Source organism: Christiangramia flava JLT2011 (assembly GCF_001951155.1).
GTDB classification, from domain to species: domain Bacteria; phylum Bacteroidota; class Bacteroidia; order Flavobacteriales; family Flavobacteriaceae; genus Christiangramia; species Christiangramia flava.
In genome coordinates, this window is the sequence record NZ_CP016359.1 from 3,767,291 (window position 1) to 3,789,598 (window position 22,308).

The 22,308-nt window shown below is 40.7% G+C and carries 26 protein-coding genes and 2 pseudogenes; all 28 read right to left on the bottom strand.

The window, feature by feature from the left end; genetic code table 11:
* Positions 1–14: 14 nt before the first annotated feature.
* On the bottom strand, positions 15–557 hold the full coding sequence (locus tag GRFL_RS16800; protein ID WP_083645696.1) for an ion channel: 543 nt from the start codon (positions 555–557) through the stop codon (positions 15–17).
* The gene (locus tag GRFL_RS16805) at positions 558–2,111 is read right to left on the bottom strand and encodes an FMN-binding glutamate synthase family protein (protein WP_236995827.1); all 1,554 of its coding nucleotides are present in this window, start codon (positions 2,109–2,111) and stop codon (positions 558–560) included. It abuts the gene before it with no gap.
* Positions 2,065–2,778 (bottom strand): DUF2231 domain-containing protein, encoded by a 714-nt coding sequence (locus GRFL_RS16810; protein ID WP_083645697.1) that lies wholly within the window; start codon positions 2,776–2,778, stop codon positions 2,065–2,067. The genes GRFL_RS16805 and GRFL_RS16810 overlap by 47 nt, the downstream gene beginning before the upstream one ends.
* A 293-nt stretch (positions 2,779–3,071) precedes the next feature.
* On the bottom strand, positions 3,072–3,524 hold the full coding sequence (locus GRFL_RS16820) for a heme-binding domain-containing protein (protein WP_083645699.1): 453 nt from the start codon (positions 3,522–3,524) through the stop codon (positions 3,072–3,074).
* Positions 3,525–4,142 (bottom strand): DUF3347 domain-containing protein, encoded by a 618-nt coding sequence (locus tag GRFL_RS16825; RefSeq protein ID WP_083645700.1) that lies wholly within the window; start codon positions 4,140–4,142, stop codon positions 3,525–3,527.
* Positions 4,143–4,200: 58 nt separating this feature from the next.
* Entirely contained in the window at positions 4,201–4,578 is a 378-nt protein-coding gene (locus tag GRFL_RS18260; RefSeq protein WP_236995828.1) for a DUF3347 domain-containing protein, read from the bottom strand.
* A gap of 79 nt (positions 4,579–4,657) precedes the next feature.
* A pseudogene (locus GRFL_RS18405) lies at positions 4,658–4,747 on the bottom strand (four-helix bundle copper-binding protein); the annotation flags it as partial.
* Positions 4,748–4,833: 86 nt separating this feature from the next.
* Positions 4,834–5,025 carry an SHOCT domain-containing protein gene (locus GRFL_RS16835; RefSeq protein WP_083645702.1) on the bottom strand — a complete coding sequence of 64 codons (192 nt, stop codon included), beginning with the start codon at positions 5,023–5,025 and terminating at the stop codon, positions 4,834–4,836.
* Between the two features lie 11 nt (positions 5,026–5,036).
* Positions 5,037–7,457 (bottom strand): multicopper oxidase domain-containing protein, encoded by a 2,421-nt coding sequence (locus GRFL_RS16840; protein ID WP_169833981.1) that lies wholly within the window; start codon positions 7,455–7,457, stop codon positions 5,037–5,039.
* A gap of 336 nt (positions 7,458–7,793) precedes the next feature.
* Complete coding sequence (locus GRFL_RS16845; protein WP_083645703.1) at positions 7,794–8,225, bottom strand: HYC_CC_PP family protein; 432 nt, start codon at positions 8,223–8,225, stop codon at positions 7,794–7,796.
* Positions 8,226–8,978: 753 nt separating this feature from the next.
* Positions 8,979–9,824 carry a universal stress protein gene (locus GRFL_RS16850; protein ID WP_083645704.1) on the bottom strand — a complete coding sequence of 282 codons (846 nt, stop codon included), beginning with the start codon at positions 9,822–9,824 and terminating at the stop codon, positions 8,979–8,981.
* 158 nt (positions 9,825–9,982) lie between these two features.
* Complete coding sequence (locus GRFL_RS18110) at positions 9,983–10,186, bottom strand: hypothetical protein (RefSeq protein ID WP_169833963.1); 204 nt, start codon at positions 10,184–10,186, stop codon at positions 9,983–9,985.
* Positions 10,183–10,353 (bottom strand): hypothetical protein, encoded by a 171-nt coding sequence (locus tag GRFL_RS18115; RefSeq protein WP_158091610.1) that lies wholly within the window; start codon positions 10,351–10,353, stop codon positions 10,183–10,185. Before GRFL_RS18115 ends, GRFL_RS18110 begins: the two co-directional genes overlap by 4 nt.
* 5 nt (positions 10,354–10,358) lie before the next feature.
* Entirely contained in the window at positions 10,359–11,402 is a 1,044-nt protein-coding gene (locus GRFL_RS16855) for a sodium:calcium antiporter (RefSeq protein ID WP_236995829.1), read from the bottom strand.
* A 7-nt stretch (positions 11,403–11,409) separates the two neighbouring features.
* Positions 11,410–12,039 (bottom strand): lipoprotein signal peptidase, encoded by a 630-nt coding sequence (locus GRFL_RS16860; protein WP_423738270.1) that lies wholly within the window; start codon positions 12,037–12,039, stop codon positions 11,410–11,412.
* Between the two features lie 43 nt (positions 12,040–12,082).
* Positions 12,083–12,873: pseudogene (locus GRFL_RS16865) on the bottom strand (cation efflux transmembrane domain-containing protein).
* A gap of 6 nt (positions 12,874–12,879) precedes the next feature.
* Positions 12,880–14,253: a Na+/H+ antiporter NhaA gene (nhaA, locus tag GRFL_RS16870; protein ID WP_083646239.1), complete on the bottom strand. Its 1,374-nt coding sequence runs from the start codon at positions 14,251–14,253 to the stop codon at positions 12,880–12,882.
* Positions 14,254–14,288: 35 nt separating this feature from the next.
* Positions 14,289–15,692 carry a dihydrolipoyl dehydrogenase gene (gene lpdA / locus GRFL_RS16875; protein ID WP_083645706.1) on the bottom strand — a complete coding sequence of 468 codons (1,404 nt, stop codon included), beginning with the start codon at positions 15,690–15,692 and terminating at the stop codon, positions 14,289–14,291.
* Positions 15,693–15,779: 87 nt separating this feature from the next.
* On the bottom strand, positions 15,780–16,214 hold the full coding sequence (locus GRFL_RS16880; protein WP_083645707.1) for a Fur family transcriptional regulator: 435 nt from the start codon (positions 16,212–16,214) through the stop codon (positions 15,780–15,782).
* Between the two features lie 38 nt (positions 16,215–16,252).
* On the bottom strand, positions 16,253–18,241 hold the full coding sequence (locus tag GRFL_RS16885; protein WP_083645708.1) for a heavy metal translocating P-type ATPase: 1,989 nt from the start codon (positions 18,239–18,241) through the stop codon (positions 16,253–16,255).
* 2 nt (positions 18,242–18,243) lie between these two features.
* Positions 18,244–18,618 carry a SpoIIAA family protein gene (locus tag GRFL_RS16890; RefSeq protein ID WP_083645709.1) on the bottom strand — a complete coding sequence of 125 codons (375 nt, stop codon included), beginning with the start codon at positions 18,616–18,618 and terminating at the stop codon, positions 18,244–18,246.
* Between the two features lie 157 nt (positions 18,619–18,775).
* A complete protein-coding gene (locus tag GRFL_RS16895; protein WP_236995830.1) occupies positions 18,776–19,150 on the bottom strand; it encodes an MgtC/SapB family protein in 375 nt (124 codons plus the stop codon).
* Positions 19,151–19,199: 49 nt separating this feature from the next.
* Complete coding sequence (locus tag GRFL_RS16900; protein ID WP_083645711.1) at positions 19,200–20,090, bottom strand: bestrophin family protein; 891 nt, start codon at positions 20,088–20,090, stop codon at positions 19,200–19,202.
* 199 nt (positions 20,091–20,289) lie between these two features.
* Entirely contained in the window at positions 20,290–20,829 is a 540-nt protein-coding gene (locus GRFL_RS16905; RefSeq protein ID WP_083645712.1) for a hypothetical protein, read from the bottom strand.
* Positions 20,830–20,842: 13 nt separating this feature from the next.
* Positions 20,843–21,115 carry a zinc-ribbon domain-containing protein gene (locus tag GRFL_RS18410; protein WP_083645713.1) on the bottom strand — a complete coding sequence of 91 codons (273 nt, stop codon included), beginning with the start codon at positions 21,113–21,115 and terminating at the stop codon, positions 20,843–20,845.
* 50 nt (positions 21,116–21,165) lie between these two features.
* Positions 21,166–21,525: a SpoIIAA family protein gene (locus GRFL_RS16915; protein ID WP_083645714.1), complete on the bottom strand. Its 360-nt coding sequence runs from the start codon at positions 21,523–21,525 to the stop codon at positions 21,166–21,168.
* 157 nt (positions 21,526–21,682) lie between these two features.
* Positions 21,683–21,901, bottom strand: a complete 219-nt coding sequence (locus GRFL_RS16920) for an SHOCT domain-containing protein (RefSeq protein ID WP_083645715.1) — start codon at positions 21,899–21,901, stop codon at positions 21,683–21,685.
* A 27-nt stretch (positions 21,902–21,928) separates the two neighbouring features.
* On the bottom strand, positions 21,929–22,303 hold the full coding sequence (locus GRFL_RS16925) for a SpoIIAA family protein (RefSeq protein WP_083645716.1): 375 nt from the start codon (positions 22,301–22,303) through the stop codon (positions 21,929–21,931).
* Positions 22,304–22,308: the final 5 nt, after the last annotated feature.

Below are 22,308 nucleotides of genomic sequence, written 5' to 3' on the forward strand. Positions count from 1 at the left end.
AATTTGATTTTTGGTTATTTATTTACTTTAATCCTATTTACATTGGCAATACCAAACACCAATACAAAAAATCGTACAGTGACCTCTAATATGACCAATGTTTTTGCGATTATGCTTATAGGTACTATGTCACCATAGCCTACCGAGGAAAATGTAATTAAGCTGAAATAAAACATATCAAAAAATGATAGGGTATTAGCTGGATTGCCACCGTATTTAAAATGGGAAGGCTCTATTAGATATAGTGCACCATAGTCAACTGAAAAAGAAATTACGATAAGCGCAATCAAGTATCCAAAAAGGGTCAATACGTGGATTAAGATATGGCTTTGCCCAATGATTTTCATCAGTTGATTGAAAGCTAAAGCAATGATAAACCCGATTTTGGTTATTGTTAGGCATATCAATATTATTTCTGCAATTGCTACTTCAAGTTTGGGCACCAAATAGACTTGCATCGCGCTGGCAATAAGTACAACAGCTATCACATATTTTGAACTGTTGAATAACTGCCCGTAAAAAGCGGTTGTTGTTTCTATGTCTTTTTCCTTGCTCATTTATTGGTTATCTACATATATTTCGTCATAGGTTAATGTTTGGTTCTCCCTTACTTTTTTCAGTATATATTTTTTGTCTATATCCGTTCTGTCTTTTAATCCCATTGACCTTAACAATTCAGCGAATGCTTTTATCGTATTCTTGTGATAATTCGCCACTTTTGTCTTTTTATCATCTACAACGAGAGATGCTACCCGTGTTGGGTTCATTGTGGTAATACCGGTTGGACAGGTATCAAGGTTGCATTTTAGTGATTGAACACAGCCCAATGCGAACATCATACCCCTGGCACTATAACAGGCATCGGCCCCGAGCGCCAGCATTCGATAGATCTCAAAGGCTGATATAACTTTTCCCGCCGCCATTATCTTTATCTCTTCTCGAAGTTTGTGTTTTCTTAATACTTTATCGGCAAAATGTACCGCTTCGACAATTGGGGTTCCTGCCCAGTGCAATGATTCCATATGGGCAGCACCAGAGCCACCTTCGGCACCATCAATAGCGATAAAATCGGGATAATTGCCTATCCTCGAAAATGAGCTAATCATATTCTCAAACTCATCTTTCTGACCGATACATAATTTGATTCCTATAGGCTTTCCAACACTCAATTCCCTTAATTCTTGAATGAACGATAGCATTTCTTCATCGTTGCCAAATGCAGCGTGGTGCGGTGGTGATAGTATTTCGGTACCCTGCTCAACATCTCTATACTTTGCTATATCCGCAGTGTTCTTCTTTGCGGGTAGTATAGCCCCAAAACCGGGTTTGGCACCTTGGGAAATTTTTATCTCAATCATTTTAACCACCTCTTCGGTCGCAATTTCCTTAAATTTTTTGGTATCGAAATTTCCATCTTCGGTACGACACCCGAAATAGCCCGTTCCAAATTGAAAAATAATATCCGCACCATATTTCTTGTGATAGGGGGTAAAACCGCCTTCGCCAGTATTTTGGGCAAAGCCTGCGATTTTTGCACCGCCATTAAAGGCAAGGGTCGCATTTTTGCTTATGGAACCATAGCTCATTCCAGCCAGATTTAGGATGCTTGCAGAATAGGGTCTGGAACATTTTGAACTGCCTATGGTAACCCTGAAATCATCTTTGATTTCCTTTGCAGGATACGTGGAATGGGTAAACCATTCGCGACCAACTTCGTCATACGGAATCTGCGTTCCAAAGGGTTGGTTTTTGGCCGCGTCCTCGGCACGTTTATAAACAATTTCTTTCTGTATCCAATTGAAAGGTTTTCCCTCTGTTCTATTCAATAAAACCGTTTCTTGAACGACGTGACGTTGTTTTTCCAATATATTGGTAATTCTTCCCAGCAGAGGATAGGTGCGTCTTATATTATTGGATTTTTGAAAATAATCTATTAGACCCAAAAATAGAATTGGAAGTAGTATCAAAGCCAACCACCACAAAAATGGGTATAGAATGATTATGGCGGCTAACGCCAAAACCAATATGATGCTCGTAATAACAAATCCATTTCTCATTTTATTTTTAATGTGAGTGGCCACCACTTTCATTATGCCCTTCTTCGGCTTCATTACCCAAATATTTCCCTTGTGGGCCAACCCCTTCAATATACACTAGTTGTGCACCATAATGACCGGCCTGAGAGACGGAAAAGGCCGAAAAAGCCATCACCAACAACACAGCAATCTCAAAGCCCCGTTTTAGTTTTAACCAGAACAGGCTAATAACTTTCAAAACTGCTGCCAATGCACTCGACCAGATCGTCCAGTTGGCGTATTTATCGTGCTGTTCCAATACTTTTTTGGCCATTTCGGTAAGTCCCTCGGTATGTGGATGGACCAACGTACCCGCCGCATAAGCGCCAATGAAGCCTGAACCTATAACCAATAATATGACCCAGTCCAGCGAACGTTTCAACACAAATAGTTGAATCAGTTGCAATATGACAGCGAACAGCAACAGCACAATAGGGAAATGCACGACCATTGGGTGCAGGTTTGGAAATTCATCGAAATTAGCTTTAGTATTGGCTTGTAAGGTGGGAACAGAGTTACTTGCATCCACAGTTACATCGGCTTCCTCATTTTTTATTTCTGTCCTTGTATTAGAACTTCTAGAATTATTTGCGGCAAACACAATCGATAAAATGCCAGCGTACGCAAAAATTATTAAAGTGAAAAATAGTTGTTTGGTTTCATTCCTATAGTTTTTAATTAGTTTCCTGTTAATTGCAGCCATAAAGCCGCCATAATTATAAGGGCTATAATGCCATAAATGATATAGTTGAACGATTTTTTAAAGCCACTTATCTTTTGTTCTTTTTCATTTCTTATTTTGCAACAATCTTTCATAGGCTTACTTTTTTTTGTGCCTGCCAAGGGAAGGGGTTTTTTCAACTAACTTAATTAAGAAGACCCTTCCCTTACAGGACTTTTATACTACCTTCAATTGGAAAAGATTAACCAACTAACCAATCAATGAAAAAAATTCCTTTCCTATTTTCAGGTAGGCATCTATATGGTAAAAGTTTCTTATAAACTTTTTTTAAGTTGGGTCATATATTCTATGATCTCTTTTTTTTCCGATTTTGAAAATTTTGCGTCCCTATGAATAAACGTATAGGAGGCCAGTGGCATTTGATCATCTTCTATCTGACTGATAATCGACCGCAGTTTGCTGGTTTTTCTTCGGTCGGAAAAATCTCCCCATTCATTGAAATTTAATTCCTTTTTTCCTTCTACAATATGGTCTTCTAGAAACCAGGCCACTGGCTGTATTTTGTTGTACCAGGGATAATTGGTATTGTTACTATGACAATCATAGCAGGAAACCCGCAACGATTTTTCGACCGTTGCGGGTACATTGTTCACAAACATAAAATCGGTCGGCGGCACCGTTTCGCCCTGGTTGTAATCCACAGGGAAAAACTGGATAGTCAATAAAGCCACCAAGGCTATCCACGCTATTGTCTTAAAGATTTTCAATTAGTTAATCTCTTTTTGCATTTTTCCACATCCCGGCATTCTGCTGCCCATATATGGGTTTTTGATTTCTTCGGTACTACTTAACCATTGTGCACCTTTATTATCGTTGTACATCGGACAATAATCCTGATATAATTTTATATTGGTACCAGTTATAGCAATCATATCTATCATATCTTTGCTTAAAATATCGAAATGCTCCCTTTGATGAGCTATAGGGCTTTCTGCTATATGTTCTGCGTGTTCCTTTGCATCCTCAATAATATCAGTTAATTCCTGTTGTTCTTCCGAGGAATAACCATTCTTATCGAAATTTTCAAAGTCGGTCACCAACATTCCTCCTGCTTCTGCAGCATCTTCTTGGTTGTCTGCTACAAGTGCATTTTTGATTTTAAGGTAGTTATTTATAATTGCGGATGACGCGTCCTTACCAGAATTCTCACCTCTCATTCTTTCTGATCCATTGTGATCCTGTTCATTTTCCTGATGCATTTCATTGCTCATTGGCTTTGACTTTTCGGGGTCGTTCTTGTTTGCATCCTTACAGGAAACTGTTATCATTATTACGGCAGCGAGTGCCATTGTGTACATTGTGCTTTTAATCATTTCTGTTTTCATTTTATGGTGTTTTTATTTTTTGGGTTATTTATTAATTTTTTCTTTACCAATCCACATTTTAGCATTTTTTCGCCAAAATAATGGTTAAATTTCTTTGACATTGGCATACCAATAGGCAGTTCATTGCTAAAGGCCAACGGGCAGAATTTTTTGTAAATGGCACCTCCAGAAAGGGCGTCTTCAAACATAGGCCCCTACTTTTCCGTAAACTGAAAAACTTTCTGACTTCTTCTATATTTTCAGCTTCGGCCATTTGTTGTACGAGCTTTTTCATTTCCATTCGTTCCTCCCCAAACGATCCTGCCATATCCTTGCTAATAGATTTTGCTTGGCTCTTATCGCTTTCTGTCAATGCCATTTTTTCCAGATAGTTATGCCATGTTCTACCGGTCATCCCATCTATGATAAAATCTTGGTCTGCAAAGTCGGTAGTCATTTTTTTTCTTTCCTCACCTGTTACGGTGTATCGATTTTTACAGTCTGCTTTTCCTTACACCCTCCAAATGCAATTAGCACATGTCATCTTCATCCAGACAGGCATCTGCGCAATAATTGCAATGTATTACGCAGTTGTTCAATGCTTCAATCAATTTTGAACTTTTCATAGGTTCTATATTTAAATTAATAATAAATTACTTTGTTGAAATTAGAAAATGGTTTTAGTTATAGACAAGCTTTGATACTTGCGCTCTTAGTGTTTTCCATCATATATCATTGTTTTACTTTTCTCATATTCTTCCTCTTTTATTTCTCCTTTGGCATATCTTTCATCTAAAATTTTAATAGCCTCCTTACGTTTTTTCTTCTTTCTGCCCGCGTAAATAAAAATAGAAAGAACTATAACCCCAAGTAAAATCAGCCAATCCCATTTGTTGTAAACCATTCCCTTTACTTTTAAAATCTTAGAGAAAGCCCACCACCCGGACCAAAGCGGTTATCATAACTTCCCATTAGCGAAAAATTCTTGGATAAGAAATATTCTATACCGGTACTCCAGGTAATTTCTTTTTTAAAATTATCCCCTTGTGGTAACTCATCAACCCATCCAAAATCGGCTTGGTACTCGTAGGTTCCAAACAGGATGGTCCTTGGGAAGATCGATATGGCACGACTTAAACTTATCTGTGGCCGCAACTTACTGTCCATACGAACATCAAGGGTAAAAAGGTAAGGGGTAAGGTAGCGTATACCTGCAATGGCGGTCGTATTTATCTCCTCCAGGCTGTCCTCCATTCCATTTTCAATATTCACACCACCAAAAACGGTCAAATAATCATATAGATACCTGTCATAAGCCGCTTCTACTTCCAAATTTTTGTTCCATCCGTATTCAGCTCTCAGGGAAAACTGGTTGCGTATGTTTGAACTTACCAAGTTCAATGCGGTCATATGGGAGGCGGCATCCACCATCCCCCAAGAGTAGTACTGATCGGTCTCATCAATAAGTTTGGACACAGGATATTCTTCCATCCTAGGGTCACGTGGGGTACCATAGCTTACTATGCGGGACATTCCGCCAACCAAATGGTATAGAATATGGCAATGGAAAAACCAGTCGCCGTATTCATTGCCATAGAATTCAATGGTTATCTTTTGCATAGGCGGTACATTCACCGTGTGTTTCAGGGGGGAATATTCACCGTTCTCGTTGATGACCCTAAAGAAATGCCCATGCAGGTGCATAGGGTGGTGCATCATGGTCAGGTTATTGAAAGTAATCCGGGTTACCTCGTCCCCCTTTATCTTGATTTTATCCGCTTCGGAAAGGGGCACACCGTTCATACTCCAGACATACCGTTGCATATTTCCTGTAAGATTCAACAGGATTTCGGTTACCGGCACATCGGGGTCATAATTAGTCTTTTCAGGTGATTTTAGGTAATCATAGTTGTATTCTGAAAACATACCCATGCCCTGCATACCGTTCTTTTTATCCATTTTCATACCATCCATTCCAGTCTGTTTCTTCATTTCGGAATCCTTTTCCATATCCATTTTTGCCATTTTGGAATGGTCCATCTGCATGGAATCCATTTCCATACCCATCATATTTGACTTCTCCCTGTTCATGCCCATACCTTCCGATCCGGCATTGGGAGCCATATCGTTCATACCTTCCATCTGCATGGTACCATCCATTTGCATTCCCCAATCCTCGGCCATTTTATAGGGGTCTACCTTACCGGGCCTAAATTTTAATGCCGGGGCGCCCATTCTCATCTTCATCTTTGCCATTTGCTGCATCATCCCTATTTTATCCGGCCTGGGAACGTCCGGGGCAGCCACGATCGGGCCCTGACCCAGATAGGCGGTTGCGGTACCGGAACCATCCTGGGCCATAATCTTGAATTCCAACTTGCCAGTTTCCGGTATGGTCACGATATAATCGTAGGTTTCTGCAACCGCAATAAAAGTTTTGTTCTTTCTTAAGGGAACAACATCCTTGCCATCGGCTGAAACCAATTGTGGGTCTTCCCCACCAAAGGTCATCCAAAACGAGGTGGATGCAGAACCATCGATAATGCGCAGACGGACTTTCTCCCCGGGCTTGTACTCGGGATATTCGATCTTTTCCTTTCCATTGATCAGAAACGCGGGATAGTAAATATCCGCTATATCCGCACTTTCCATGCGTTGCCTCCAGAAATTAAATTGGGCGCCCAGAGCACCTCTTTTGATGACCTGGTTCAACGGTGTGGCCGTTCCCTTCCTGATGTTATACCATTCCGTGCCCCGTTTTAAAAATCGCATTACATCCCTGGGTTTCTCATTGGTCCAATCTGAAAGAAGTAATACCAGTTCCTTGTCATACTCCAAATCTGTTTCTTCCTTTGGCTGGATAACAATAGGGCCATAAACACCACTTTGTTCCTGAAGCATGGTATGGGAATGGTACCAATAAGTACCATTTTGCTTAATTGCAAATTCATATTTCAGGGTTTCTCCGGCTTCAATGGGAGGTGTGGACAGATAAGGCACCCCATCGTAGAAATTGGGCAAAAGAAGTCCGTGCCAGTGTATCGATGATTCTACGCTCATCTCGTTCTTGACATAGATTACTGCGTATTCACCTTCATTAAATTCAAGTGTCGGCCCTGGTATCTGACCATTTATGGTCATTCCCATAACCACTTTGCCCGCCTTGTTTACGGCTTCTTCCCGCAGTGTAAGGGTATATTCCCTTATGGGTAGGTTATCTACATTCCCTTCTACGGAAGGTTCAGTATCTACATTTCCTTCTAACGAAGGTTCAGTTTGGGCTATTCCTAAACTTGTAGTCAGAAACACAACAAGCAAAGTGATTTGTCTAATCATAAAGTGCATTTTTATTGATTTAGTAGTTCATTGTGATTAATCCTCATACATTTAACTGTTTTACATACTTTTTTTATACTGGTATATTGTGTTTTCATTTATTTGAATTTATCACAGAATATTAATTAGAAAATCTTGGACAGCTTTTAAAATAATCCAAACCAAAAAAGGTGTGAATTGATTAGAAGCGAGATTATCTTCTCTATGATATAATTAGATTGTTAAATAAAGAGATTGGTTTAGTGGATTCTATTACGAGAATACAGTAATATAAGCACCTCCCGGAAATCCAGAAGTGCTTAAAAACCCGGATAGTTTTCGGGCTATTTTCTAAAATCAAATTAAATAAGTCTCGTAGAGTATCTGAACGTCCCGTTCAATAAAGGGGGGCGAGTAATCCTTGAAGGGAACGATGTTTTCATCAAGTCCCTCGAAAAGATTTACATAAGTATAGAAGAATGTGGCAACAAAGGTCTGTTGCTCAAAAATAAGGTTGTTGACTGCTAATTTAAGGTCATCGCCTCCTTCCTTCACGATTTTTTGGTCAGAGCAACATGATTTTTTATCAATAGAAGGGTTCTGACAAGGCTTACTAAGCTGGTTACGATAGCTATCGGCCTCCATTCCACAGCTTTCTGCCTTGGAAAAGAAACTAAAATCAATCAAAGAGTTTCCGCAATAATGTATATCCAGCGTAAAGGACATTATAGTTGATACGACTACAAATGCCATCAAAACAGATATTATTTTGTAAAAAACTTTTTTCACAAATGTAAAATTACGAAATTTTAACGGTAACTACTCGGTTTAACAAAATTTTAATGGGACCTCACATCCTTCAGGAAACGAACATTTAGAAAACTCGAATAATACCCGGGTATTGTAAGCTATTTCTTTACTAAGTATGGCTAACTCATTAGAAACAACCTAAAACTAAAAATCATCTTTGATCGAGGTTTACCTAACCATTTTCCCGGGTTATCAAAACTTTAAGAAATTACTCCCCATGTTGTTTGAATCCGATTGCCAGGGTTGAACAAGATCCTGCTACAACAGAAATCTCAAAATCCTACATCTATCTACGAGAAAATTTTTTGCAAAGCATCCATTATCCCTGGCGTAAATTTATAATAAATAGCGCTGACTTATAGGTAGAAAATTTTGCAAGTATCCCAATATCCCGGTTGTCTGTGACAATTTTAGTTTAGGTCTTAAAATTACTAAGATCGCGTTCTACACCATATCCAGAAGATAATTAAACTATATTTAAATTTCTTTGTGGTTTCAATTCTATCATCTCGAAAAGGTTTGTAGTCCCTGCAAACACCTATGAAATTTATGCTTATAGTGTTCCTCTTCAAACTCTTCTGTACTTTGCCTGCAGGACTATTTACATTACAATGCTTAACTATCGAATCTCTTTCAGGCTCAGGCTTTAGTCATTACTTTTTCATTCAAATAGAGCAACAATTTAGCCTCTAAAAACACTTGTACTTACAGGTGTTTTAAAACGGTGCAATCTTACTTCAAAATTAACAGAGGAAGGTTTGAATGAAAAACCAACTCTTTCCTGAATCCTTTATTAAGCAACTTTTCAAAAAATCCGTGGTCGCGATAAATCAGCGTCAAAACATCGATTGAATTTTGCCAATAAAATTTGGAAATCTTTTCTTGAGGATCAGCATCGTTAAAACAATGGAATGCAACGATCTCCGTATTGAGGATTTTCGAGTAATATTCATTAACTTCCTTTTCATTAATTTCCTTTTCATCGTTTTCTGAAAAATGAATCAGGGAAATACTGGCATCCAAAGTTTTTAAAAGTTTGGCAAAGAAATCCGGTTTAAAAGAAATTTCAAAAAAATTGTCCTTATCCAGGGCCAAGCCAATATTCTTAATATTATATGACTCTATCGTTTCAGGAATAACCAATACCGGACAAGGGGCATTACGACTAACTTTTTCACTAAGGGTGCCCATAAAAAATTCTTCAATGGAAGAATCAATACCTTCAGTGCCCATAAGTATCATATCGACATTTTCATCTTTTGCCGTTTGACAGATAAAGTTTTCAATGGCACCTACTCCCATAATCAATTTATAATTTTCAGTTTGGAATTCCGGATAATTTTCAAGGAATTCTTTTATTTTATTACGATAATATTCTTCATACGAGGGAAAATTATCTGGTACCGAATAAGTCATGGTTCCCACCCCCACAAACCCGTTGGAAGGTATGGGAGCAGTGTAGGCATGAGCGATAATCATTTCTACATTAAGCTTGCGTGCTAACATCAACGCATAACTAATAGCTGTTGCAGCAGCCTGCGAAAAATCTATTGGAATTAAAATTTTGGTAAGTTTCATATTTCAAAAGTTTTTGTATGTTAATAATTATAATGAATTTCGCATTCGATTTTTATTGGTTAAAAGGATTGAATTTGTTTTTCATACTTATAAACTGCGCAATTTTCTTATTGTTCAATGATGACATCGATTTATGTGATTTCTATGAGACCTTTTATTTATCCTCCAAGGTCATAGAACCATTCTTCGGCTTTCATAATTCCTTTTTTTATGGCGTCCTCCCTGGTGTAATCCTTTTCCATCACCAGATTTTTAGCAATTTCGAGAGCTTTCTTTTTTACTAAAGGATGGAGACCGTCCAAACGAGCATTAAATTCTTCAAACGTCCATTGCATACATTTTATCCGTTTGGGCTGAATCATATTTTTCTGTTGTGCATTTCAGCCTTCGTTATACCTCGTTCAAGAGCTTCTTCTTTGGAGCAATTTTTATTTGAATAAAAACCTACTGCATATTTTACTGCTGCTACCCTTATATTCTCATCCAATTGATTGAGCCTTTCCTGATAGTCTTTGAACAAATCTTCCATAATTTTTAAAACAATTTTAATACGAAAAAAACCATTACCATTAAATATACAATATATGCTGCATCAAAGGCGAAAATTTGCCAGTGGGTAAATCCGTGCTGTTCTTTGCTCTGATGAATAAATAATGAATATAACAAGGGCATTAAACCCACAAAAGCCAGGTTTACCCAATAAAGTTGAAAATCCTCAATCGGGGTGGTTACTAAAGCAAGCGGAAAAAAGGCCAGTGTCATCGTTACGGCATTATCTGCAATCACACTGGTGGTGCCCGCTGTCACCTCGCCCCCTTTTACCACGCTCCAGGTCTTAAAAATTTCCGGTGCCGTGGTCATTATGCCCGTGATAAAAAGGCCACCCACGATTTCAGAAATACCCAAGACAGAAACGATATTTTCAGTTGCCTTAACAATAAACAAGGCACCGGTCGCAATGGCAATGGCCCCGGCAATCGATAACCAGACCTGCCTTTTGTTCCATTCTACATTTTTGCCCTTTTGCTTGCCTTTTACTATGGCGTGGGCCAGGAATGCAATATATGCACCCAGCATAATCCACCCGTCTATTGGTTGTAGCCCGCGCCAGGGCTTTGGCAAGGTCAAAATGGCAACAAGGGCGATAATGCCCAGATAGGGAAGGGACAATACTGCAACCGAACGTTTGTTTAATGCCAGAATGTTTTTATCACGATGTTCTTGATGTTCCTTGTTGTTCTTGAACTGTTTCCTTGAAGCAAAATAAGCTATGGTCACCATCAAGGGAATGGAAATAATATTGGAACCCAACAAATTGCCCAGGCCAATACCGGAAACGTCCCGTGCCGCACTTGCAATGTTTATGGCCACTTCAGGGCTTGCCGTGACAATGGCAAGGAATGCGGCACCTGCAGAAGCGGTAAGGCCCCATTGCTTGCGGAGCAACTTTAAAGGGGTCAACAATCGGTCCGCACCCCAGTGGGCGGCCCAGGCCGCTAATCCCAATATTACTACCCAAAGCCAGACATTCATCGTATATAGTTGTTTAAAATTTTCTGTTAGAATTCGTATATTCAAATGTTTATTATTTGAGTTTTTTTGTCTTGTGATGTTTTTTATGAAAAACCAGGAGTAAAAGAACTCCCGTACTGATCCAAACATCCGCTGTATTGAATACAGGGTCGAAAAACGTAAAATGTTCCCCGCCCCAAAATGGCAACCATTCCGGAAGCCTGGTGTCTATAATCGGAAAGAGCCACATATCGACCACATTACCGTTTAAAAAACCTGAATAACCACCGCCCGGTGGGAATATTTCCGCAATATTTTGAAGTGCCGGGTCACTTTTTTCAAAAATCATCCCGTAGAAAGCTCCATCAATCAAATTGCCCAGCGCACCAGCGTATATAAATGCTGCACTGATTAAAAAAAACTTGGCATATCCCTTCTTAATCATCTTATTGATATAAAAGGTTCCCCATATGATTGCTGCCAACCGGAATAAAATTAAAACAACTTTGGCCAGATAACCATCGCCAAACTTGAATCCCCAGGCCATCCCGGAGTTTTCCAAAAAATGTAACCGAAACCAATCCTGGCCAAACACATAATATTCCTCTCCATAATAAAAATTAGTCTTCACATATATTTTTATTGTCTGGTCTATGGCCAACAATAGTAAAATCAGCAGGATTATAGTTCTTTTCTTCATCATTGGTTTGTTGCCATTCGATACTTTTTGATGTTGTACATTCAAATTATTTAGACAATTTTAAAATTCTAATGGCCCCCCGCATCACAAAGGCAAACACAATACCGCCAATGACCAAATCGGGCCATTTACTGTCTAAAAAATAAACCAGCACTCCTGCCAGTATTACCCGCCGTTCACAATAATGTCGTTTGAGGTAAAGATGGCACTTGCCTGCATATGCGCCTCCTTACTCTTGGCTTTGTTTATGAGCCATAGGGAAACGAGGTTGCCGATAAGGGCAAAAATGGAAACGATAATCATCCATTGGAACAAAGGGGTTTCACTACTGCTCAAAAACCTTCTCACGACTTCCGAAAATCCCAGCAGGGCCAACGCCATCTGAAAATAGCCGCTGAATTTCGCCACTTTCTTTTTTCTAGAAATAGCGCCGCCTACGGCAAAAAGGCTCAATGCATATACAATGGAATCGGCCAACATATCTAACGAATCGGCAATAAGACCCATCGAGGAAGAAATCCAACCCGTGGTCATTTCGATAACAAAAAAACCAAAATTGATGTACAATACCCACCAGAGTATCTTCTTTTGTTTTGTCTCGTCTTCGGCAATAGGTGTTTCCGCCTTTTCTGTTCCTAAGAGTTTTTCCCCCAGCTTTAATGCACCCAATTCCACGTTTATTTCTTGGGCATTCCCCTGATGATACACATCTAATTTCCTATTCGGAATGTCAAAGTCCAGATATTTGATTTGAGGGTTTGACTCCAGTTTCATCCGTATCATCTGTTCTTCGGAAGGGCAATCCATTTGACTTACCTTAAAAGTGCTTTTGTTCATATTTCCTTATTTACCGTTCCTATGCAGAGTTTTAATATTTTTATTTTTTTGTTGTACCGGCGAGCTTAAAAATAAAATAAGTACGCCTATTAAGGCCGCGATAGAGGAAGCGATCAAAATGCTTATTTTTGAAACCTTTACCAGCTCTGGATTGGTAAAAGCCAGGTTGGTTATAAACAGGGACATGGTAAAACCAATCCCGGCAATCATTCCAACCCCCAGGATATGTTTCCATTTTAAAGAACTATGAATGGAAGAAACACCTATTTTCTGTCCAAGCCAGGTGAAGAGGCTAATACCAGTTACTTTCCCAACGGCAAGCCCGGCGATTACCCCTAAACCCAAGGAGCTGGAAACAACTTCTAAAAAACTTACATCTAACTTTACCCCAGCGTTGGCAATCGCAAATATTGGGATAATAAAAAAAGCATTAAAGTCGATAAGGGAGTTCTCTAATTTCAGTAACGGAGGCCTTGAATTCTCAGTATCTTTTTTGATTGCTTTTAGAATTAGGCGTTGCTTTATATCCTGAAGGGGATTTTTAGTTTCAATATCTGCTTCTTCCAACTGACCCAGATTCCGGGTGGTTCTTTCCTTAAGGTGTTTACTGTCCAGTTTAGGCCTTACGGGAATGGTAATGGCAAATAACACTCCCGCAATGGTGGGGTGGACACCTGAATTCAGAAAAAAGTACCATAGTACAATTCCACCTGTAATATACCATGACAGGTTCTTAACCCTAATTTTATTTAGTACCAAAAGGCCAACAAATATTCCGAGGCCACCAACCAGATAAAACCAGCTTATTTGACTGCTGTAAAAAAGGGCTATAACCAGAATGGCACCCACATCATCTGCTATTGCCAATGCCACCAAAAATATTTTCAACTGAGAAGGTATTTTTTTTCCCAAAAGACCAATAATGCCAAGGGAATAAGCTATATCCGTAGCCATTGGTATTCCCCATCCCCTTATATAAGCTGTTTCTGAATTAAAACTCGCGAATATCAGGGCAGGAACTATCATACCTCCTAATGCTGCCAGAAGTGGAGAAGATGCTTTTTTAAAGGATGATAATTCCCCTACCAGGACTTCCCTTTTCAATTCCAAACCAGCAACCAGAAAGAAAATTGCCATCAGGCCATCATTGATCCATTCTTCAATAGTTAGCCCAAAATTAAAATGTTCTGAGAATTCAATTACAAACTCATCTTTAAGATAATGGTGGTACATCTCCGAAAATTGGGAATTACCCAAAAAAAGGGCTACGATAGTAGCAATAATCAAAAGGATGCCGCCCGCCGTTTCCCTATCGAGAAACTTCTGTGCGGTTTCCCTCACATAAGCCAACGCAGACTGTGCTTTTTGGGGTTCATTCATAGTAACATCTTTTTCCTTATTCTCCATTCCAAAATTTATATATGCAACGCCCGGTCTTCGGTAGCGGCCAAGCAGGCTTCCTTAAAGGTTTCTGAAAATGTGGGGTGTCCGTGGGACATCCGTGCAATATCTTCTGCCGCTGCCCTGAATTCCATCGCTACGACAGCTTCCGTATAACTATCGGCTATGCGCGGACCTATCATATGAACGCCCAAAATCTCATCGGTTTCCTTGTCCGCAATCACTTTTATAAAGCCGTCCGTGTCCATACTTATCTTGGCCCTTGCATTGGCCTTGAAAGGAAATGAGCCCGTTTTTATTGCTCTACCTGCTTCCTTAAGTTCCTCCTCGGTAAGGCCCACGCCGGCCACTTCCGGCTGTGTATAGACAATGTTTGGTATGAGGGAATAATTGATATGCGGCTTTTGTCCCGCAATGCGTTCGGCCACAAAAACACCTTCTTCACTGGCCTTATGGGCGAGCATCGCCCCACGGACTACATCTCCTATGGCATAGACCCCTTTTATTTTGGTTTCCAGGTTGTCATCTACCTTTATTTGTCCTTTGTCGTTGGTTGCCACTTCCAGGTTTTCGAGGCCCAGATTGTCGGTATATGGTTTTCTGCCTATGGCCATCAGGCAATAGTCTCCTTCCAACTGCATTTCCTTGTCGTCTTTCCTGTTCTGTGCCGTAAGGGTTACCTTATCTTCTGCTGCCACAGCCTTTGTGACCTTGTGTTCCAGATAGAACTCGATATCCTGTTTTCTTAGGGACCTGTACAATTGATGCCCTACAGATTTGTCCATTGTATAAATAAGCCCATCAAAATACTCTACGATGGATACTTTTGAACCTAACCTGGCGAAGACAGAACCTATCTCGACCCCAATGACACCACCTCCAACGACCATTAAGTGTTTGGGGATTTCTTTGAGGGCAAGGGCTTCCGTAGAGGAAATAATCCTTTTTTTATCTATTTCAATATTGGGCAGGGATGCGGGTTTCGACCCGGTAGCAATGACCATCTTATCGGTTTCTATGGTTTGTGTTTTGCCTTCGCCCTTAATTTCAATGGTGTTCTTATCCTTGATAGTTCCGTGGCCTTCATAAACGGTAACCTTGTTCTTTTTCATCAGGAAGGCTACCCCGTTGATGATTTCCCCCACGACGTCCTGAACCCTTTGGTTCATTTTTGCAATATCTACATTCGCCTCTTTGACATTGATGCCGAAATCCTCGAATTGGTGTTTGAGCTTGTGGTAATGTTCCGATGCTTCCAGCCAGGCTTTTGAAGGGATACAACCCACGTTAAGGCAAGTGCCGCCAAGGGTACTGTACCTTTCGATTATGGCCACTTTAAAGCCCAGTTGTGCCGCACGTATGGCACATACGTAGCCACCCGGACCGGAACCAATAATTGTTATATCATATTTTTCCATAATTGTATTTTTTTGGTTAAATAAGGTGGAAGAACCTTGAACTTGACTCTTGGGCGCAAGGGTTCAAAGTTCTGGGACTCCCACCTGTTATTTTTCCTTACATTTTACACATATCCCTTTTAATACCAGGTTGACATCGTTTATTTTATAATCATCTGGCAAACTTTCTTCCGGTATTTTATTTGGCAAACAGATTGTTTTCTTACATTCGGTACAATGAAAGTGCAGATGTAAATCTGAACCATACTTACCTTTAACGTTTTCATCAGAAATTGCAAATTTTGCCACTCCGGTTCCATCATTTATCTGATGAATAAGTCCTTTATCCTCGAAAATCTTTAGGTTGCGATAAAAGGTAGTTCTGTTTGCGGTTTTATTCGTTTCGCTCTTTTTAGCAAAGACCTTTTTTAAATCGGAAAAGGACACGGCACTTTGCTTCCTTCTCAGATACCTGTATATCTTGGACCTCATTTGAGTAGGGCGAATACCGTGACTGGATAATATTTTTTCCGTTTTGTTCATTTTTAACGTTGATTCAAAGGTAGCCTCCTTTACTAAGTTTATCTCTTGTATGCTAAAAGCCGAAGCGCATTACCTACCACTACCAATGTAGAACCTTCGTGGATGGCCACCGCGATACCAATACTGGCCCAGCTCATTATCGTGGCCGGTATGAGCAACGCTACCACGCCAAGGCTTACCCACAGGTTCTGCCTAATAACGGACTTGGCTTTTCTGCTGAGCCCTATGGCAAAGGGTAGTGTTTCCAGTTTGTCCGCCATCAGCGCTATATCTGCGGTCTCCAAGGCTACGTCGCTGCCTGCAGCGCCCATGGCGATACCTACCGTACTGTTTGCCATAGCCGGGGCATCGTTTACCCCATCCCCCACCATAGCCAGTTTGTTCTCCTGTTCAGATAATTTTTTGATGGCCTCCACTTTTTCTTCGGGCAGCAGGCTACCACGGGCTTCTGTCAGCCCGATTTCCTCCGCTACTGCATCGGCCACTTTCTGGTTGTCGCCCGTAAGCATGATCATCTTCTTGATACCTATTTCCTTTAGTTGCGAAAGGGTTTCTCTGGCCTTTTCCCGTGGGGTGTCCATAAGGCCCAACATTCCTATAAATTCATCGCCCCTTTTTATTAGCATCGTGGTCTTTCCTTCGCCTTCAAGGTTTCTTACCTTTTCTGAGACTTTATCGGGGACACCATCATCTATATCCTCAAAGAGTTCCAGATTGCCAATAAAGACAGGGCTTCCCTGATAGCTCGCCTTTATACCTTTGCCTTGTACGGCTTCCAGGTCATTGGCATCGGGTATCTTGTTGTCCTTTCCCAGCCGTTCCATACCGTCCCGTACCACGGCTTTGGCCAAGGGATGGTCACTGAGTTCTTCCACCGCGACAGCAATTTCCAAAAACTCCTTTTCCTCAATGTTGCCTATAGTTTTCACATCCGTTAGTTTTGGTTTTCCCTCGGTTAGGGTGCCCGTCTTGTCAAAAGCCAGTGCGGTAAGTACGCCTAAGTCTTCCAAGGGGCGACCGCCTTTTATCAAAACCCCGCCCCTTGCTGCTCTTGCCACACCACTCAATACAGCAGATGGCGTAGAAATGGCCAGCGCGCACGGACTTGCAGCTACCAGTACCGCCAGAGAACGGTAGAGGCTCTCGCTCCAGGTTTCATCAATGACCAAAAAGGCAAAGTTCAAGAGAATGACCAATATGATGACCGCCGGCACATAGTACCGCTCAAATTTATCGGTCAACAACTGGGTAGGCGATTTTTGCTCCTGAGCCTCCTGCACCATCGTGACCAGGCGGTTGAGGGTTGAGTCCTTGGCCTCTTTGATTACCTTTATTTCGAGGGTATTGTTGCCGTTGATGGTCCCTGAGAACACACGGCTTTTATCAGGTATATCGCTCTTTGCGGTATATTCTTTACCGGTATTCTCTATCGGTGTTTTGTCCACAGGAACACTCTCCCCGGTAATGGGCGACTGGTCCACACTACTGTTGCCCTTTATGATGACTCCATCGGCGGAAATCTTGCTGTTGGGCCGTACCACGATAATGTCCCCCACCTGCAGTTCTTCTATGCCCACCTCCACGGTATCGTCATCTTTTTTAAGCAGGGCCGTTTTGGGGGCGAGGTCTGTTAATGCGGCAATAGATTTTTGGGCTTTAGCCATCGCGTAGTGTTCCAGTGCGTGACCCAAGCTAAACAGAAACAGCAGTAAGGCACCTTCTGCCCATTCGCCTAGATAGGCTGCACCCGCAGCTGCTACCAGCATTAGGAAATCGATTTCAAACTCGCCCTTGGCCACTTTGGTAACAGCCTCCTTCAAGGTGAAAAAGCCACCAAAAAAGTAGGCGGCCAGATACAGGCCAAAGGGAATATTGTCCGAAATTCCGGTGAATTTTTCCAACAGGAAACCTGTAATTAGCGTGGCCCCACTCAAAATGGCAAAATAGAGTTCTGTGTTTTTGCCGAGGATACCACCGTGGCTATGCCCGTGGCCGTCCTTTTTGCCTTGTTCGTTGTTTTCTTCCATAATTAAATACTTTTTTGATGAGGGCGTTTAATCCATTCAAGTGCATTTTCTTTATTGGTCTTTTCAAAAAATTTTACTTCCGAACCGGTAAAAAAATCAGTTGCCTTCGCGGCCCATTCCTGCCATTTTTTATTGCCCACAAAGGCCATCTTACCGTAATCTCCCAAGTGTGCCGAATCAATCTTTAGGTCTTCCCAGAACCCTTTAAGGGTATAACCTACAAAATCTTCCATTTCAAAATAAAAATCCACTTTATGGCCTTTTTCTATGATATTATGAATAAGCGGGTGCAGCTTGCGCATATCCTGTTCCGTAAGTTTTCCGCTGATTTTAGCGGCAATAAGATTTTCCTCTTCTAAGTTTATTATCTGTAGCATTTTTATAAATTTTAGTCAATCTAAATAAAATAACCGTGCAAAGGGTGTGCAATTATCCCGGTGCGAACGCCCCCACACACTGGACCACGTTTAATTGTATTGTGTCCCATTACAAGGTTGGCATAAAATACACCCCGTATGGTTTTTACTATTCATTTCATCGTTTTTTCTTTTTAAAAAATGGAAAATGATGGGAAACCAGCAGGAGTATAATCAGAAAGGCACCAGTTATGCCGATTAGGTACATTCCGTATCCTATTGCAATACCTATTCCGGCAGTGGCCCAGATGGTAGCTGCGGTTGTTAACCCCGATATGGAATGCTTGACGCTGTCCCTAAAAATGATACCTGCTCCCAAAAACCCAATCCCCGAAACAATATTTGCGACAATCCTGGTTTGGTCTGCCACTTCAATATGCGTATTGATGATGGTTAATAGTGCCGCTCCCAAACAAACGGAAGCATAGGTTCTTATGCCAGCGTCGTGACCATGAATTTCACGGTCAAGCCCAATCAAGAAACCTAGTAACAAGGCAACCAATAATCTGGGAATCAGCGTTATTTCAGTTTGCAAATCCATATCATAAAACGTAATATGTTTCAGGTTTCTTTTTCTCGGGTATATCCTTATCGCCCGTCATTTCCTTCAAATTAATTTCTATTGTTTGTGCCAGATCGGTCATAGGCGTATCCATTGGATTATTTTCGAAGGGGTCCTGCATTAAAATTGATGTTTTTTCAATAGCTATAAAGATCAAAGGGATAGCGATGGTAAGGCCAATTTCCACAGAGAGGTAGTTGTCTGACAGGCCGAAAGGCAACATTGTTGCAAATACATAAATGATCAGGTGTATCAAAAGGCTATGCGCCTTAGGAAAAACTGTGTTTTTGATCCTTTCACATTTGCCCATTGAATCGCAGAGGCGCGCTATCGTGCTATCAATTTGCACCTGTTGGAATTTATTGATCACCTTATCGTTAAGGGCTCCTGATAAGGCTACAGAATGTTTTAGCAGAATGGCATTCGGCACATTTTGATCATTAATGTCCTGAACTTTTAGATAGCCAGCTACCTTAGGGGAAAAGTCCACTTTCCTTAAGGACTCACCCAGTGCATAGCACCACACAATTTGTCGTAAAACTATTTCTTTGATCCTAAATTCATACTGGTCATCCTTCTTATCATAAAAGGTAATGCTCTGTCGTACCAAAGTACGAGAGTCGTTAACAATGGCTCCCCAGATAATCCTGGCTTCCCACCAGCGTTCATAGGCCTGATTTGTCCGAAACCCTAGTAACAAGGCTACGGCTGTCCCAAAAACCGCAGTTATACCTATAGGAATGGATATCCTGGATAAAAACCCATACTGGTCCAAAATGCCTACTGCAACGGCATAGATCACAATTAAGACAATGTCGAATTTTATATATTTTAAAAAGGAAAATATCGATATTCGTTTATTTAGGAGCATAACTGTTGGTTGAGGCTTGAATGCCAGTTCGATTGAAAATATTTTGATCGTATGTCGGCTTTTAAACCATATTCTATTCCCAGGAAAACTGAAAAATGGAAATACCTATAATCAATGAAGGTCCTTGTTCCCGTATTAGTTGAAATTTTATGGGAAAATAGTTTTTGTAGCATTTCCATGATTGGCATTTTTTTAAAAATTAATTATCCAGTTTGAGGACCATCTGTGCAAATTCAATTTGAAGCCCTCCCTCGATTCCTTTCAGCAAAACGTCCAGGCCGGTGCCCGCTGCGTCAATTTCACCCCTGGCGCTTATCAAACAAGACATTGCCATAGACTGGTCAATATGTGTTATAGTCCCCTTTAAATTGGATTTAAACGACCTATCCCTGTAATTAACCCTGATTGGCCAGTTAAATGAAATGGGATCGTGCCGCCTGGACAAAAAGTCTTCGGAAGGAACAGATCCTGTAAACTCTATCAATAAGGGTTCTTCCTGTCTTTCCAGCGTAGCTTTGATTATGGGGTTGTTGGTAACTAGCGTTTTTAGGTCAAGTACTCCATTCACCACTTTTGAACCATAGTCCAGGTTTAAAGCCAATTTATGGCTTTCGGCCTTATAGGTTTTGCCAGTTACCAGTGCCATCATCTCAATGTGGCCTTCTTTGGTCCTGTAAACGTTTTGGGCGTTCGCTTTTGGCATACCAAACAGCAGAATGAGTAAAACAAAAAATTTCATTTGTAGCTATTCATTAGTTTAATCCTGTCCCGCAGTTTGGGCAAAATTTTGCCCCGATCGGCACGCTCTCCTTACAGTTACTACACGTGGACTTGCCTAAAGGTGAACCGCATTTTTGACAAAAGGCTGCATTTTCATCGTTTTTTTTACCACAGGCAGTGCAACATATCATTACTTTTGAACCTGAATTATCTTCCCTGTTTCCATAACCACGTTTATTGTGATGCCCAAGGGAATGATGGCCTCTATATCCGGAGCCTCGAAACAAATATTTTAATAATCCCATATCAATATATTTTTAGTTTAATCTTTGATTACTCATTCAATGACCTGTCATCAGTCACTTTCAATCCATTTTTCAGCTTCTTTCTTTTGGTTTAAAGTGAAGTATTTAATGTGGGCATTGCTAAAAGGACTCATAAACCAGACAGCCCAACTCTGCCACTTTTTTTCACCAACCAATGCTATTTTTTCATACTCCTTTTCGTGGTCAACATCTTTAGTAAAATCTTCCCATAGGCCTTCTATATGCCAGCCTTGAAAATCGTTCATCTCTAAATACCACCGAATCTTTAATCCTTTTTCAAGAATACTATGGATAAGGGGATGTATTTTTTCAAGATCGTGTTGATTTAATTTACCACTGGCGATCGTGACAACCACATTCTCTCTTTTTATATCTGTAATCTGCAACATATATTAAATGTAATTTGAACAAACGTGCAACGTAAGTGCCACAGTTATTCCCGAAAGCCCCCTATGAAGTTACTTTAAATTATACTGAGCCTTTATACTATGTATAAATCCCAGAGCTGCTAGCAGAGCGAGTTCTCCTAGGGCAAATAGATAAATTTTATTTTTTATCCTTTAGCAGGAACGCCCTGCGTTTTTCGAACTCCTTTTCGTCGATTTCGCCGCGGGCGTACCGCTCCCTCAGGGCTTCAATTGCCCTGTCCTTTCTGTTTTTCTGTCCCGGTGTGGGGTAGGGAATTAAAAATATCCAGAAGATGAGGATTATCCATAAACCCCACCATATCCAGTGCATTCCCCCAAAATACCAATCGTCCATCATAATTTTCTAGATTTAAAGATTCATGTTTCAGTTACGATTACTATTGCTATTGCTTGCTTGTTCGAGCCAGTTGCTGGCCATGTTTCCATCTTCAGGGCCGAAATATTTTATATGGGCTTCGCTAAACGGTAATAATAATTCGGTAAACCGTTCCTGCCATATTTTATCGCCCACCAGGGCAATTTTTTTTAGCCGGTTGCTTTCGGGGAATAAAAAATCAGGACTTCCATCCGTGTTTTTCACCTCTTTTTTGAAATCCCCCATTTCCATATACCATTTGGCCTGCTTGTTCTTTTTCGTATGGTCCCGCAGGGAGTTGACCAGAGTGGCTGCATCTTCTGCATTGAGCCCTGAGTCTGCAATGGTATATATGATTTGGTCTTTTTTATATATTGCTATCATTGACC

Excerpts from the sequence above, each read along its gene's own strand:
- GRFL_RS16800 (WP_083645696.1), bottom strand. The coding sequence starts at position 557 with ATGAGCAAGGAAAAAGACATAGAAACAACAACCGCTTTTTACGGGCAG.
- GRFL_RS16805 (WP_236995827.1), bottom strand. The coding sequence starts at position 2,111 with ATGAAGCCGAAGAAGGGCATAATGAAAGTGGTGGCCACTCACATTAAA.
- GRFL_RS16810 (WP_083645697.1), bottom strand. The coding sequence starts at position 2,778 with ATGGCTGCAATTAACAGGAAACTAATTAAAAACTATAGGAATGAAACC.
- GRFL_RS16825 (WP_083645700.1), bottom strand. The coding sequence starts at position 4,142 with ATGAAAACAGAAATGATTAAAAGCACAATGTACACAATGGCACTCGCT.
- GRFL_RS18260 (WP_236995828.1), bottom strand. The coding sequence starts at position 4,578 with ATGACTACCGACTTTGCAGACCAAGATTTTATCATAGATGGGATGACC.
- GRFL_RS16835 (WP_083645702.1), bottom strand. The coding sequence starts at position 5,025 with ATGGTTTACAACAAATGGGATTGGCTGATTTTACTTGGGGTTATAGTT.
- GRFL_RS16840 (WP_169833981.1), bottom strand. The coding sequence starts at position 7,457 with ATGATTAGACAAATCACTTTGCTTGTTGTGTTTCTGACTACAAGTTTA.
- GRFL_RS16850 (WP_083645704.1), bottom strand. The coding sequence starts at position 9,824 with ATGAAACTTACCAAAATTTTAATTCCAATAGATTTTTCGCAGGCTGCT.
- GRFL_RS18110 (WP_169833963.1), bottom strand. The coding sequence starts at position 10,186 with ATGATTCAGCCCAAACGGATAAAATGTATGCAATGGACGTTTGAAGAA.
- GRFL_RS18115 (WP_158091610.1), bottom strand. The coding sequence starts at position 10,353 with ATGGAAGATTTGTTCAAAGACTATCAGGAAAGGCTCAATCAATTGGAT.
- GRFL_RS16860 (WP_423738270.1), bottom strand. The coding sequence starts at position 12,039 with ATGATGAAGAAAAGAACTATAATCCTGCTGATTTTACTATTGTTGGCC.
- nhaA (WP_083646239.1), bottom strand. The coding sequence starts at position 14,253 with ATGAATGAACCCCAAAAAGCACAGTCTGCGTTGGCTTATGTGAGGGAA.
- lpdA (WP_083645706.1), bottom strand. The coding sequence starts at position 15,692 with ATGGAAAAATATGATATAACAATTATTGGTTCCGGTCCGGGTGGCTAC.
- GRFL_RS16880 (WP_083645707.1), bottom strand. The coding sequence starts at position 16,214 with ATGAACAAAACGGAAAAAATATTATCCAGTCACGGTATTCGCCCTACT.
- GRFL_RS16885 (WP_083645708.1), bottom strand. The coding sequence starts at position 18,241 with ATGGAAGAAAACAACGAACAAGGCAAAAAGGACGGCCACGGGCATAGC.
- GRFL_RS16890 (WP_083645709.1), bottom strand. The coding sequence starts at position 18,618 with ATGCTACAGATAATAAACTTAGAAGAGGAAAATCTTATTGCCGCTAAA.
- GRFL_RS16900 (WP_083645711.1), bottom strand. The coding sequence starts at position 20,090 with ATGCTCCTAAATAAACGAATATCGATATTTTCCTTTTTAAAATATATA.
- GRFL_RS16905 (WP_083645712.1), bottom strand. The coding sequence starts at position 20,829 with ATGAAATTTTTTGTTTTACTCATTCTGCTGTTTGGTATGCCAAAAGCG.
- GRFL_RS18410 (WP_083645713.1), bottom strand. The coding sequence starts at position 21,115 with ATGGGATTATTAAAATATTTGTTTCGAGGCTCCGGATATAGAGGCCAT.
- GRFL_RS16915 (WP_083645714.1), bottom strand. The coding sequence starts at position 21,525 with ATGTTGCAGATTACAGATATAAAAAGAGAGAATGTGGTTGTCACGATC.
- GRFL_RS16920 (WP_083645715.1), bottom strand. The coding sequence starts at position 21,901 with ATGATGGACGATTGGTATTTTGGGGGAATGCACTGGATATGGTGGGGT.
- GRFL_RS16925 (WP_083645716.1), bottom strand. The coding sequence starts at position 22,303 with ATGATAGCAATATATAAAAAAGACCAAATCATATATACCATTGCAGAC.